The organism is Klebsiella sp. C349492, from assembly GCF_042055345.1.
Lineage (GTDB): Bacteria > Pseudomonadota > Gammaproteobacteria > Enterobacterales > Enterobacteriaceae > Klebsiella > Klebsiella scottii.
In genome coordinates this window covers 66,528-79,854 of record NZ_JANQCE010000006.1, presented here as the reverse complement: position 1 = coordinate 79,854, position 13,327 = coordinate 66,528, and the positions used below count along the sequence as shown (strand labels likewise).

At 61.3% G+C, this 13,327-nt stretch carries 13 protein-coding genes; 8 read left to right on the top strand and 5 right to left on the bottom strand.

All coding sequences use genetic code 11. The features are described 5' to 3' along the window. Positions 1 to 107: 107 nt before the first annotated feature. The 3 genes from NWP14_RS20350 to NWP14_RS20340 all read left to right on the top strand — a co-directional run bounded on the left by NWP14_RS20350 (position 108) and on the right by NWP14_RS20340 (position 2,337). Positions 108 to 263: a hypothetical protein gene (locus NWP14_RS20350; RefSeq protein ID WP_157349161.1), complete on the top strand. Its 156-nt coding sequence runs from the start codon at positions 108 to 110 to the stop codon at positions 261 to 263. Positions 264 to 288: 25 nt separating this feature from the next. Beyond that, the gene (locus tag NWP14_RS20345; RefSeq protein ID WP_375215882.1) at positions 289 to 1,050 is read left to right on the top strand and encodes a transporter substrate-binding domain-containing protein; all 762 of its coding nucleotides are present in this window, start codon (positions 289 to 291) and stop codon (positions 1,048 to 1,050) included. Between the two features lie 93 nt (positions 1,051 to 1,143). Next, complete coding sequence (locus tag NWP14_RS20340; RefSeq protein ID WP_375215881.1) at positions 1,144 to 2,337, top strand: MFS transporter; 1,194 nt, start codon at positions 1,144 to 1,146, stop codon at positions 2,335 to 2,337. Positions 2,338 to 2,342: 5 nt separating this feature from the next. On the opposite strand, the gene NWP14_RS20335 is transcribed toward NWP14_RS20340, so the two are convergent. Genes NWP14_RS20335 through NWP14_RS20320 form a run of 4 tightly spaced genes read right to left on the bottom strand, consistent with a single transcriptional unit; the run spans position 2,343 to position 8,904 of the window. Beyond that, positions 2,343 to 3,935, bottom strand: coding sequence for a cyclic peptide export ABC transporter (locus tag NWP14_RS20335; RefSeq protein WP_375215880.1), 1,593 nt, complete (start codon positions 3,933 to 3,935; stop codon positions 2,343 to 2,345). 31 nt (positions 3,936 to 3,966) lie between these two features. After that, positions 3,967 to 5,952, bottom strand: a complete 1,986-nt coding sequence (gene fhuB / locus NWP14_RS20330; RefSeq protein ID WP_375215879.1) for a Fe(3+)-hydroxamate ABC transporter permease FhuB — start codon at positions 5,950 to 5,952, stop codon at positions 3,967 to 3,969. Continuing rightward, entirely contained in the window at positions 5,945 to 6,802 is an 858-nt protein-coding gene (locus NWP14_RS20325; RefSeq protein ID WP_375215878.1) for an ABC transporter substrate-binding protein, read from the bottom strand. Before NWP14_RS20325 ends, fhuB begins: the two co-directional genes overlap by 8 nt. A 2-nt stretch (positions 6,803 to 6,804) precedes the next feature. Further along, positions 6,805 to 8,904, bottom strand: coding sequence for a TonB-dependent siderophore receptor (locus NWP14_RS20320; RefSeq protein WP_375215877.1), 2,100 nt, complete (start codon positions 8,902 to 8,904; stop codon positions 6,805 to 6,807). 214 nt (positions 8,905 to 9,118) lie between these two features. Here NWP14_RS20320 and NWP14_RS20315 point away from each other — a divergent pair, with 214 nt between their 5' ends. The 5 genes from NWP14_RS20315 (at position 9,119) to NWP14_RS20295 (ending at position 12,503) form a co-directional block, all read left to right on the top strand. After that, positions 9,119 to 9,871 carry a helix-turn-helix domain-containing protein gene (locus NWP14_RS20315; protein WP_095098278.1) on the top strand — a complete coding sequence of 251 codons (753 nt, stop codon included), beginning with the start codon at positions 9,119 to 9,121 and terminating at the stop codon, positions 9,869 to 9,871. A gap of 153 nt (positions 9,872 to 10,024) precedes the next feature. Then, positions 10,025 to 10,306: a PTS sugar transporter subunit IIB gene (locus NWP14_RS20310; RefSeq protein ID WP_375215876.1), complete on the top strand. Its 282-nt coding sequence runs from the start codon at positions 10,025 to 10,027 to the stop codon at positions 10,304 to 10,306. Positions 10,307 to 10,309: 3 nt separating this feature from the next. Beyond that, positions 10,310 to 11,674: a PTS galactitol transporter subunit IIC gene (locus NWP14_RS20305; RefSeq protein WP_375215875.1), complete on the top strand. Its 1,365-nt coding sequence runs from the start codon at positions 10,310 to 10,312 to the stop codon at positions 11,672 to 11,674. Continuing rightward, positions 11,671 to 12,126: a PTS sugar transporter subunit IIA gene (locus NWP14_RS20300; RefSeq protein ID WP_132513201.1), complete on the top strand. Its 456-nt coding sequence runs from the start codon at positions 11,671 to 11,673 to the stop codon at positions 12,124 to 12,126. Before NWP14_RS20305 ends, NWP14_RS20300 begins: the two co-directional genes overlap by 4 nt. Positions 12,127 to 12,176: 50 nt before the next feature. Beyond that, a complete protein-coding gene (locus NWP14_RS20295; protein ID WP_095098266.1) occupies positions 12,177 to 12,503 on the top strand; it encodes a hypothetical protein in 327 nt (108 codons plus the stop codon). A gap of 22 nt (positions 12,504 to 12,525) precedes the next feature. Here NWP14_RS20295 and NWP14_RS20290 read toward each other — a convergent pair whose 3' ends face one another. Next, positions 12,526 to 13,320, bottom strand: coding sequence for an SDR family NAD(P)-dependent oxidoreductase (locus tag NWP14_RS20290; RefSeq protein ID WP_375215874.1), 795 nt, complete (start codon positions 13,318 to 13,320; stop codon positions 12,526 to 12,528). Positions 13,321 to 13,327: the final 7 nt, after the last annotated feature.

Here is a 13,327-nt window from a genome sequence, read left to right as displayed (position 1 = left end):
ATAAACCATTCCGCTGTTACTCAGCTAACAAAGCACGATGCATGCCATCTATTACGGAACACCGTCGTTTGCGGTATTACGGGGAAAAGAGTGGAGGCAGGCGAACTATGAGCGTAGATTTTCGCCAAAATATGCACAAAGAAGGTGCAACATTTCCTGGTTGTGCATCACAAAAAGAAAACATATGGTTAACAAAATTATCATTAATGCCCGTTAACGAAAAAAGAAAACCGGCGGACATCAGGCGTGAAGAATTAACATAACTGACTAATTAATAAGGATGATTGTATGAAGATTAAGGTTTGTATTGCCCTGGCGCTGGCGAGCATTGCCTGCAGTAGCCTGGCACGTGATATGCAAACAATTCAGCAAAGCGGCGAGCTGAAGGTCGGCGTGCCGGGAGATTACGCCCCGCTGGCGTTTCATAATGGCGTCGGCGAGCTGCTCGGTTATGACGTTGATATGGCAAAAGATCTTGGCGAGAAGCTGGGCCTTAAGGTGACGTTCGTGCAGACCAGCTGGCCGACTCTGTCGGGCGATCTGCAGGCCGATAAGTTTGATATCGCCATGGGTGGCGTCACCGAAACGCCGGAGCGGGCCAAAGATTTCGCCCTCAGCCATCCGGTGGTCACCAACGGCAAAATTGCCCTCGCCAGCTGCATGGCCGCGCCGGCGCTGGGGAGCCTCGAAAAAATCGATCGGCCGAACGTGAAGGTGATTGTGAACCCCGGCGGTACCAATCAAAGCTATGTTGATGCGCATATTAAACATGCGCAGATTATCCGGGTGAAAAACAACGTTGATAACCTGGAAGCGCTGCGGCAGAAAACCGCCGATATGATGGTGACCGACCTGATTGAGGGCATCTATTACCAGAATAAAGAGCCCGGCGTCTTTTGCGTCGCCAACGAACGGCCCTTCCCGGGAACCGCCAGTTTTAAGGTGTACATGATGAAAAAGGATAATCAGCCGCTGCTGGAGAAGGTCAACCGCTGGCTGGATAGCCAGGATAAAAATGTGCTCAAGCAGAAGTGGAAAATTCACGAATAGGCGCTGGCGATTGTCTCGTTGCCGGGTAAAGTGACTGTTTTACCCGCCGCGCAGGCGCGCTGCGGCCGCATCGAAACCGGATAACGAAAATTTATGAACGCTGAGATAACCCTGCCCGTCAGGCAGCAAAACAACAATATTATCCGTCTGGCTACGGCTCAGGCGCTGGCGGGGGCCAACTCGGTGGTCTTTTACGCCACCGGGGCGATTGTCGGCAACGCCATTGCCCCCGATAGCACCCTTGCCACGCTGCCGATCGCCATTTTTGTCCTCGGGATGGCGGCCTGCATTTTACCGTTTGGCTTTCTTGCCAGAAAGCGCGGGCGCCAGGCGGTCTTTATGCTGGGAACCGGCGCGGGGGTCCTGACCGGCCTGCTGGCCGCTCTGGCGGTGGTGCTCGGCGCATTTGGACTATTTTGCGTGGCGGCATTTTTGGGCGGAGCCTACGCGGCGGTGGCGGTCTCGTTTCGTTTTGCCGCCACGGACGGCGTCGGCGTTGAGCGCCGCGCCCGGGCGCTGTCGCTGGTAATGGGCGGCGGCGTGGCCGCAGGCGTGATTGGGCCGATGCTGGTGACCGGCACGATGAACCTGTGGCCGGCGCATACCTTCGCCATGACCTTTATTGCCCAGGGCGCGGTGGCGGCGGTTTCAGCGCTGGTGCTGCTGGGGGTCAAGTCCGCAGAGCCGGTGGCCCAGGCGCGGAGCGGCGGCCGCCCGCTCGGGGAGATCGTGCGCCAGCCTGGTTTCGCCCGCACGGTATTCAGCGGGGCGGTGGCCTACATGGTGATGAACTTCCTGATGACCGCCGCGCCGCTCTCCATGCACCTGCACGGGATTTCTCAGCAGGCGTCGAACCTCGGCATTCAGTGGCACGTGGTGGCGATGTACGGCCCCGGCTTTTTTACCGGCAGGCTCATCGCCCGCTTTGGCGCCGGGCGAATTAATGAGGCGGGGCTGGCTCTTCTCGCGCTGTCGGTGCTGGTTGGGCTGGCCGGGACCGAGGTGATGCACTACTGGATATCGCTCATTCTGCTGGGCATCGGCTGGAACTTCGGTTTCACCGGCGCCTCGACGCAGATTATGGATTTCCATCGTCCGGAAGAGAAAACCCAGGTGCAGTCGCTGAACGACTTTATCGTCTTCGGCGTGATGATGGTGGGGGCCTTCGCCTCCGGCGCGCTGATGAATCTCTTCGGCTGGAACGCCGTACTTTGGGGCTCGCTGGTTCCGGTGATGGCGGCGCTGGCGGCGCTGCTGTGCGGCGCGCGTGCTAAGCGCCAACCCTGAGGCACCTATACGATCCGCCCCGACTCCAGCTTGATAATGCGGTCCGCGAGGTGGAAGTAGCGATCGTCGTGGGTGATGGCGACGATGGTTTTGCCCTCGGCCTTCAGCATCGGCAGGAGCTCAAGATAAAACACCGCCTTAAACTCCGGGTCCTGATCGGCCGCCCACTCGTCGAACAGGTACAGCGGGCGCTCCTCAAGCCACGCCTGGAGTAGCGCCAGCCGCTTGCGCTGTCCCTGCGACAGGGCGGTGGTTGAGAAACGCCCCTCGGCAAAGCGGACCTTGTGCTGCAGCTTCAGGAGCAGCAGCAGATGGTTAACCTGCTCCGCCGTGCGCTCGTGGACAAACGCCACGTCGTCGAAAAGGAAAAAGTCGTTAAATACCGCCGAGAATAGCTGGCGATAGCCCTCCTGCTGGTCGCCGGCGACGGCGCGGCCGTTAAGCACAATCGCGCCGCTATCCGGCGGATAGAGTCCCACCAGCAGGTTGGCGAGGGTGGTTTTACCGCTGCCGTTGCCGCCGACGATAAACACCAGCTCGCCCGGGGAGAAGCGCATATCGAGCGGGCCGAGGGTGAAGCGCTCCCCATCTTCGCCCTGGTACCGATAGCGGATCTCTTCCAGCGCCAGGGAGCGAAAGGGTTCAACAGGCAAGGGGCGCTGCGGCTGCTCCGGCGGCAGATCGTCGCGCAGCTGCTGCACCCGCTGCAGCGCGACCCTGGCGCTGGCGAGGGTCGGCAGCGACGACAGCACACCCTCCACCGGCACAATCATATACAGAAATATCATGACGTAGCCGGTGATGGTCGCCGGCTCCAGCAGCAGCAGATCGCGCAGGCCGAACAGCACCAGGCCGATAAAGGCAAAGAACAAAATGCTGCCCCAGCTGGTGGCGAGTCCGTACAGCACGTAGCCGCGGGTACGCTGCCGGCGCACGGCCTCGATATTATCGGCCAGCTCGCCGGAGACAAACCGACGGCGACGGTCGGCGTTAAGCCGATATTCGCGTCCGCCGTCGAACAGCTTTTTGCACTGCTGAATCAGGGTATCTTCCCGCTGCCGCGACTGGCGCAGCAGCCCCATCGCCCGACCGTGCGCGGCGCGATAGCCGAGGCTGCCGAGGGCGATTGCCGCCAGCGCCAGCCCGAGGACGCTGGCGGAGAGCGTGGCGAGATAAACTAGGCAGCCGGCGATCACCGCGCCGTAGATGAACAGGTTGGGCAGGCTGACGAAAAACACCACCAGGGTGTCGAGGTCCTGGGTGAGCACCGATATCGTTTTGCTCATCCCGGACTTCTCCAGCTGCAGCCAGCGGGTTTCGCTGACCTGCCGGGTCAGCTCGCCGCGCAGGCGGGCTTTCACCTTCTGGCCGAGATACATAAAGGTAGTCTGCGAGATCACGCGGGTTGCCAGCATCAGCAGCGCCAGCAGCGCAAACTGGACGCCGGGCCCGAGCCAGCGCTCGGTCTGCGGCAGCGTCAGGCTGTGGTTAATCATGGCCAGCAGCGAGGCGTTGCTAAAACCGCTAATCAGCCCGGCGACCACCGCCAGCAGCAGCCAGCCGCCGACCATTCGAAATAAAATCAACAACACCGACATGCGAAATTCCTTATTCATTGCTCACAACGCGTTATGCGGATTGACGATGGGCCCTGGAGCGGATCAGCGGCCAGACCAGCAGCGGAACGCCGATAAGCGATGCCACCAGCCCAACCGGCAGCTGGCGCGGATAGAGCGCATTGCGCCCTAGCCAGTCGGCGACCGTCATAATGCCCGCCGACAGCAGCGCCGCGGCGTACAGCTGAGCCAGCGGCCCCTTGACCCCGAGCCGGCGCGCCAGATGCGGCCCCAGCAGGCCAATAAACGACACCGGGCCCACCAGCAGGGTAGCCAGTCCGGTCATGACTGCCGCCAGCGCCAGCACGCCCAGGCGGGCACGGGGCAGGGAAACGCCCAGCGAGCCGGCGACGCTGCCCAGCGGTAGCAGCACCAGCCAGCGGCGAAACAGCGGCGTCAGAGCCAGCAGGATCAGGGTGGCGATAAATAAAACCTGAGCCAGCGGGGCGCTGATGTAGTAGGTGCTGCCGGTCATCAGCGGCAGCAGTATCGAGCTGGCGGCAAGGTTGTTGAGCATCACGATGCTCACCGCCGCCTGACAAAGGGCGTTCAGCGCCAGACCGTTGAGCAATACCCGCTGCGGATTAAAGGCGCTGCGGCGGCTATTCCACATCGTCAGCAGCAGGCTGATGAGCGCCCCGGCCAGGCTGCTGAGCAGCAGAAAACCGCTTCCCTGAGCGGGGAACAGCAGAATATAGACCGTTACTCCCATCGCCGCGCCGCCGCCGATGCCCAGCACTTCCGGGCTGGCCAGCGGGTTGCCGCTGACCCGCTGCATCAGGACTCCCGCTGCGGCCAGCAGGGCGCCGGCGCTGATGGCCGCCAGCAGCCGAGGTATCCGCAGCGGCAGCAGCTGCGCCAGTTCGCCGCGGGTTGCCCAGTGCCAGTGGCTTAGCCCGTGGCCGAGGAACAGCGAAATCACTATTGCCGCCGCCAGCGTCAGAGCCGCCGCCCACGGCACCCAGCGGCCGGCGGAGCGCGCCGAAACCAGCGGCGGCGGGGAGGTATCAATCCCGTGCTGGCGGGCGTGGCGCGCCAGCAGGATCAGCAGCGGCCCGCCGGTTAGCGCGGTCAGCATCCCCACCGGCAGCAGCTGGCCGTTGAACAGAGAAACCTTTGACACGCAGAGGTCGGTAAACCACAGCAGGCCGGCGCCGGTCAGCGCGCTATGCAGCATCAGCTGGCGCGACGTGCGGGCGCCGCCAAAGCGCGCAAGGTGCGGCGCGGCGAGGCCGAGAAAGCCAATCACCCCGACGGCGTTGATAATCAGCGCGCTCATCGCCAGCGCCAGCGCGACCGCGGCGCCGCGAATGCGCAGCGGCGAGGCGCCGAGGCCGCTGACCATCGTTTCCGGCAGCTGCAGCAGCTCCAGCGGGCGGAACAGCAGGGCCAGCAGGAGCATGCACAGCGCCAGCCACGGCAGCAGCGTCAGCAGCAGATGACCATCTTCCTGCGCCAGAGAGCCGCCGCCCCACATCAGGACGGTCAGCAGAAAGCGGTCGTTGACGATAGCGATCAGCATCGTCAGCGCTCCGCACCACAGGTTGATCATCATGCCGGCCTGAATCATCACCAGCGGGGAGAGGCGCTGGCGCCAGCTCAGCAGCAGCACCAGCAGCAGCGCCGCCAGCTCGCCGCCGATAATCACCGCCATCCGCGGCCCGCCCGTTAGCGTCGGCAGCCACAGCGACGCCAGCCCCATAGCCAGGGTCGCTCCCGAGGTCAGGCCGAGGGTCATCGGCTCCGCCAGCGGGTTACGCAGCGCGCGCTGCATCAGCCAGCCGCACAGCCCGAGGGTGGCGCCGCTGACGATGGCCATTCCCTGGCGCGGGAGCCACATGCCGTGCAGGATAATCGCCTGCGGCCGCGCGTTTTGCGCGCTGAACAGCGCATGAAATCCGCCCTGATGCAGTACGTCGCTGACCGCCAGCAGCAGGGAAATCAGCCACAGGATGCCGATGACGCCCCACGACAGGCGGCGGGAAAAGGATTCAGGCATCGCGCCACCCCGCCATCAGCTGGCTGAAAATATCGGCAAAACGCCCGGCGGTGATCAGCGCCCCGGCGTCGCTGATGGGCTGCTCAATCAGCCCGATGGGATAGCGCGACGTCAGCGGCAGGCGCTGCCAGAGCGGGCTTTGCCGCCAGCGGGCGAGCGCTTCACGCCGCTCTTCGGCCACCAGCAGGATCAGCCGCGCGTCGAGAGTCGCGATGCGGGTCAGCTCCATCAGCACGTTCCCCTCCGCCCCGCCGCCGCCGGGCCAGCCGTTGCGCATGCCGCAGGCCGCCAGCACGTCGCCCGGCAGGCTGCCGCTGGTATAGAGCTGCAGGTGCAGGGCATCGACCGGGGCGGCGAATATCACCGGCTGGCGCAGGGTTTGCGCGTAGCCGCGGGCGCGGGCGATTTGCTGATGCAGGCGGGCGAGCAGGCTCTCCGCCTGCGCCTGGCGCTGCAGCGTGGCGCCGAGCCGGCGCGTGGATTCGATAAACGCGCCCAGCCCGTGGGCGGGAAGCGTCAGGATCGGGGCTATCTTTTCGAGGGCTGGCTTGAGCAGGACGTGCTGGGGAGTGACCACAATGCGGTCAGGACGCAGCGCGTAGAGGGTTTCGAGGTTCGGCTGAAACAGCAGCCCCAGGTCCTGCACCGTCTGCGGCAGGGCGGGGGTAGGGATCAGTTTGCGATACCACGCCGGCGCCGAAACGCCGGCCGGCGTCACGCCGAGGGCGAGGATCGTCTCTGCCAGCCCCCAGTCGAGCACCGCCAGCCGTTGCGGCACCGGCGTACCGCTGGCCCACGACAGCGCGGGGGCCAGCAGAGCGGCGGTTAACAACCTGCGTCGTGAAAGCATGGTTACCACTTGTAGTTCACGGTGGCGACCAGCTGGCGCTTCATCGCATATTCGCAGCCGTTATCCTGGCAGGAGGCGAGATAGGTTTTGTTGGTCAGGTTGGCGGCGTTAAGCGCCACGCCCCACTCGCGCCACTGATAGCCCAATCGCGCATCGTACACCGTGGCGGCCGGGACCTTCAGGCTGTTATCGGTGGTGGCGTAGCTGCTGCCGACGTAGCGCACGCCGCCGCCGATTGAGAAGCCGTCCAGCGGGCCGCTGAGCGCATATTGCGTCCACAGTTTGGCGCTGTTGCGGGCAATCCCTACCGGATGCTTGCCTTCGCTGCCGTCGTTGGCGCTGGTGACCTGCGGATCGGTTAAGGCCCAGGATGCCAGCACCGACCAGGCCGGGGTGATGTTGATTTTCCCGTCCAGCTCGATCCCCCGGGAGCGGATCTCGCCGGTCTGCACGCTGAAGTTGGCGTGATCGGGATCGGGCGTAGCGACGTTGGTTTCGCGCAGGTTAAACAGCGCGAGGGTAAACAGGGCGTCGAGGCCGACCGGATCGTACTTCAGGCCAATCTCCGACTGCTTACCTTCGGTGGGCTTAAAGGCGCGTCCGTAGAAATCGCTGCTGCTGCTCGGCACGAACGACGTGGAGTAGCTGACGTAGGGCGCGAGGCCGTTATCGAAGTGGTAGAGCAGCCCGGCGCGGCCGGTGGTGGCGTAGTCGTTACGCTCGCTGCGCACGTCGGTAAGCAGGTCGGTACTTTTGGTTTTCGCCGCGTCGTAGCGCCCGGCAAGGCTCATGATCCAGCTGTTCCACTCCAGCTGATCCTGCAAATAGAGGCCGGTCTGATCCATCGTCGAGTGGGTGCTGCTGTCGAAAGGCGGCTTTTCCACCGGGGTGCTGTAGTCCGGATCGCGATAGTTGATCGGGCTGGCGTCGCCGTAGCCGGACTGGCTGCGCACCGAGCTGTGCATCCGGTCAATACCGGCCAGCAGGGTGTGCTTCAGCGGGCCGGTTTGCAGATGGAATTCCGCTTGGTTATCCACCGCGAAGTTGACCATCGTCTCTTTCAGGTTCATCGAATAGCGGTCAATCAGCGGCGCGTCGGCGTGCGCGCCCCACGGATAGACCATCAGGTAGTCGCCGGTGCTGCTGATATAGCGCAGGTTCTGGCGGAAGGTGACCGTATCGTTGAAGTCGTGGCGGAACTGATAGCCGATGCTGCCCTGCTTGCGCTCGTATTTATCGAATCCGGGCTGGCCGCCGTAGAAGCTGGAGGAGATCTGGCCGTTCGGGTTGTGCGTCAGCGTGCCGGAGACCGGCATCTGGTTGTAGAAGCCGCTGTCCGGGTCCTTGCGCAGCTGCGCCAGGAGCGTCAGGCTGGTGCGATCGCTCGGCTGCCAGGTTAACGACGGGGCGATGGCATAGTGCTGATAGCGGGTGTGATCGACCTGGGTTTCGGTATCGAAAAAGGTGCCCGCGACGCGGCCCAGCAGGGTTTTATCATCATTCAGCGGCCCGGTCGCGTCGAAGCCGGTACCAAACAGGTTATTGTTGCCGGCGGTGACGTACACCTGGCCGCCGGGTTCGGCCTGCGGGGTCTTGCTGACCATGTTGACGATCCCGCCGGGGTTAGCCTGGCCGTAAAGCACCGAGGCCGGGCCTTTGACGACTTCGATGCGCGACAGCAGGAACGGGTCCCACGCCGGCCGGCTCCACCAGGCTTCGCGCGGCAGACGCAGGCCGTCGAGATACTCATCGGCTTCAAATCCGCGCACCATAATGGTGTCGAAACGGGTATCCGGTCCGGAGCTTTCCGACGAGACGCCGGAGACGTAGCGCAGCGCTTCCGGGATCGTTTTCGCCGCCTGGGCGGCAATTTGCGCCTGGGTGACGACCGCAATACTTTGCGCGGTGCGGCTAATCAGCTGGCTGGATTTGCTGGCCGCCGTCGCGCTATGGGGGACGATATTGCTTTCGTCATCCTGCCCCTGGACGTCGGGAGCGGCGGTGACCACCATCGTCTGTTCTTTTGTGCTATCCTGCCCGTTATCCGCAGTGAAGGCCTGCCCGCTGTATCCTGCGATGATCGTACATGCCAGTACTTTCAACGGTTTATCCCTGAAAAGCTTGCCAATCTGTCTCATAGCATTTCCGACTGTTATTAGAATTGGATGGAAATGATAATTATTCACCTTTAAAAGAGAAGACCGTCCGTGGCAGAATGGCGCCACTGGTCACCTGGATGTCGCCATTCGGACAAAAGTTGTCTCTAAACGCAGCAGTAAGCACAAATGGTGAGAATCAGACAAAGGGCAGGTGAAGATGACAACCCAGCACGCGATTGAAGGGCTGCGCCAGCTGAAGTACACCCCGGGCAGCGAAGAGCCGGTTCATCAACATGAACAGGGGCAGCTGATCTACCCGCTGCGCGGGGTGGCGAAAATTGTTACCCCGCAGCATATCTGGCTGCTGTCGCCGGGGCGCGCCATCTGGCTGCCTGGCGGCCTGCCGCACGGCCTGCAGGCGGTTGACCACGTGGTAACGCAAAATCTCTATTTAACGCCTCCGGCGTCCCGACAGTTCGGCGACCGCTGCCGCGGCCTGTCCGCTACGCCGCTGCTGCAAGCGCTTATCGCCGCCGGCTTCGAAGAGGGGCTGACGGCGGAGCGGCAGGCGTTGGTTTACGCCCTGCTGAGCGACGAGCTTGCGCGTTTGCCTGCCTGCGCCCTGTGCCACGTGACGCTGCCCAGCGACCGCCGGGTGCGTCAGGTGTGCGATACGCTTTGTCGCGAGCTGGATCACGCGGCGACCCTTGCCTGGTGGGGGCAAAAGGTGGGGGCCAGCGAGCGGACCCTGGCGCGGCTGTTTCGCGAAGAGACGCATTTGAGTTTTTCCGAATGGCGTCAGCAAATTCGCCTGCTGGAGGCGGTGTGTAATCTGGCCCGCGGCGTGGCGGTGAGCACCCTGGCAAACGATCTGGGCTACGCCAGCGCCAGCGCGTTTATCGCCATGTTTCGCAAAAAGCTGGGCGTTTCGCCCCAGCGCTATATCCAGGCCACCGGCGTGAAGGGGTAGAAGAGACGCTTTAAATAAATATTAATTACTATCAATGTGTTATGTGTTTAATCTCATTCTATGTGTACTCAGTGTGTAAAATTACACACTGATCACAATTCTTAACCCGCCGTCATGATTTAATCCTCTCAACCAAAACGGAGAGGAATACTCATGAAACACATGATGATTTGTTGTGGCGCTGGCGTAGCAACCAGCACCGTTGCGTTAAACAAGCTGCAGGAGTTCCTGAAAAAAGAAAATCTCGTCGCTAAGGTGCGTATTTCGCAGGGCACCGTGGCGGAAGCTAAAACGCGTGATGATATTGATTTTATTGTCTCGACTTCACCCGTTGCGCTTTCCGTTCCGGTTATTAACGCTCTGCCGCTGTTGACCGGCATGGGCACCGATAAAGTTTTCAGCAGCGTGAAAGAATTAATTCTCGCCGAGGGTTAAGCCATGTTTATTGTTGATTATATTGTGGGCCTGGGCGCTTCAGTGATGATGCCGCTAATATTTATGATCCTCGGACTGATATTACGTCTGTCGCTCAGCAAAGCCCTTAAAGCTGGTTTAATGGTGGGGATTGGTTTTATCGGCTTAAGCATTACCGTTAATCTGATGATCGACTCCCTGACGCCGGTCAGCCATGCGCTGGTGGAACGCTTTGGCCTGAACCTCACCGTGCTGGACGTGGGCTGGCCCGCTGCGGCGGCGGTGGCAATGGGGACGCGGGTCGGCGCCTTGGTCATTCCGGTGTGCGTGGCTATTAACGTGCTGATGCTGTACAGCAAAACCACCCGGGTGCTGAACGTCGATATCTGGAACCTGTGGCACCACGCGTTTACCGGTTCGCTGGTCACGATTATTACCGATAGCCTCTGGCTGGGTATTTTCGCAGCTGCGATTAACTGTATTATCACGATGGTTATTGCCGACCGTACCAGCGGCGATGTCGAAAAATACCTGAACCTGCCGTCTATTTCCGTGCCGCACGGTTTCTCCGCATCATTTGTTCCGGCGGCATGGTTGGTCAATGCGATTGTCGATCGTATTCCGGTGATTCGCGATATTAAAATTGATACCGAGGTTATTCAGAAAAGGCTATCTATTCTCGGCGGTCCGGCATCGCTTGGCGCAATTATCGGGGCGCTGCTGGGAATTATTGCCGGTATTGAAGTGAAGGCCATTTTACAAACGGCGATTACTATGGCGGCGGTGATGACCATTATTCCGCGAATGGCTAAAATGCTGATGGAAGGGGTCTATCCGATCAGCGAGCGTATTCAGGAAATTGCCCAGTCGCGCGCCGGCTCGTTCGGTAAAATTGCCATCGGCCTCGACTCGGCGGTCAGCGTTGGTCATCCGGTGACGCTGTCGGTATCGATGCTGATGATCCCCATTATGCTGGTGCTGGCGGCGATTATTCCGGGCAACCAGTTCCTGCCCTTCGCCTCGTTAACCGGTCTGCCGTTTGCCTTTGTGCTGGTTACCGCGGTGTGCCGTGGCGATATGTTCCGCACGCTGCTTACCGGTCTGCTGACGCTCAGCCTGGCGCTGCTGATCGGCACCAACCTGGCGCCGATCGTCACCAGCACGGCGGTGAGTACCGGCTTCTCTCTGCCGCAGGGCACCACCAGCATCAGCAGCGTGGATTACGCCGGAGCGATGCTGCCGTGGGCTATCATCCAGAGCTTCCATTTAAAAGAGATTGGCGTGGGGATCCTGACCCTGTGCACCATCGCCCTGGTGCTGTGGAACCGCCGCAAGCTGGCGCAGGAAAACGGGCAGATAGCTGAAGCGAACGCAGAGGTGGGCAAATGATGTTTAGCGCACAGCGCGTGGTGAAGTTCACCGAGGCGGTCAGCCGGACGGCGTTGCTGACCCGCCTGGCGGCAAGCCTGCAGGCCGATGGTTTGGTCAAGCCGAGCTTTAGCGAAGGGGTGCTGGAGCGGGAAAAGGTCTATCCGACGGGGATTTTTATGGAGACCCACAGCGTCGCCATCCCGCATACCGAGTTTGAGCACGTCAACCGCACCGGTTTTGCCATTGGCATTAACCTCGCGGGCGTTGAGTTCCAGCGTACCGATGAGCCTGAGGAGGCGGTAGTTCCGCAGATCGTGGTGATGATGGCAATTGATAAAACTTGCGAAAAGGTGGCAATTATTCAATCCTTGTTCGCCTTACTGGCCGATAGCGATCGCGTTAACGAAATCGTTAAAATGACGCCAGAGGAGATTGCAAAAGTGTTCACCGATGCCATCGTCACGCAGTAAGATAAATTGATGAGCTCAATACGGTGATGCCGGAAGCGAAGAGGGACAAGATGTTACGAATCAGCGACGTCATAGAGTTAGCGATGGTGAGTCGTAAAACTATCTATAACGCGATCAACAGCGGCCGGCTGAAGTACCAGCTGGTCAACGTTGATAATCGTCAGGTTCGTATGTTTTTCGAAGAGGACGTCTTCGAAGCGTTCCCCAAAACCAGCCGGGGTACCACTCAGGAACAGGAAGTGCAGGCGCTGCGAGAGGAGGTTGCCTCCCTCAAGTTTGCGCTGGCGGAGCTGCAAAAAGCGGTCAACGCGATGGATCCTGAGGGTAAGTACGAAATGACCACCGTAAAAGAGTCGTCAAAAACGCCCGACCGCTAGCCGGCGGACGGGCGTCGCGTCATCAGACGATATCGTCCACCACGCCGCCGTCAACGCGCAGCGCCGCACCCGAGGTCGCCGAGGCCTGGGTCGAGCAGACGTACACCACCATATTCGCCACCTCTTCCACCGATGCCGCGCGCTGAATCACCGACGCGGGGCGATGGGCCATGACAAACTCTTTCGCCAGCTGCTCCAGCGGTTTCCCGGTCCTGGCGACTTCTTCTTTCATCATTTCGGCAAAGCCGTCGGAAAGGGTGGGGCCCGGCAGCACGCTGTTGACGGTGACGCCGCTGCCGGCGACGTATTTCGCCAGCCCGCGCGCCAGCGACAGCTGGGCGGTTTTGGTCACCCCGTAGTGAATCATGTCCGCCGGAATGTTGCGCGCCGATTCCGAAGAGATAAACACCACCCGGCCCCAGCCTTTTTGCACCATCGCCGGCAGCAGGGCGCGCGTAAGGCGCACGCCGGACATCACGTTGGTCTGCCAGTAGTTTTCCCAGGTCTCGTCATCGGTTTCATAGAAATCCTGCGGGCCATAGATGCCGGCGTTGTTGACCAGAATATCGATGCCGACCAGCGCCTGCAGCAGCTGATTCACGCCCTGCGCGCCGCTCAGATCGGCGACCGCCGGACGCGTTCTGGCGCCGGGAACTTCGTTTTGTAAGCGGGAGATGGCCGCGTTAACGCTGCGTTCGCTGCGCCCGTTAATTACCACCTCCGCGCCGCTGGCCGCCAGCCCTTTGGCGATAGCAAAACCAATGCCTGCCGTGGAGGCGGTGACCAGCGCGACTTTCCCCGATAAATCAATCTTCATAACCTTG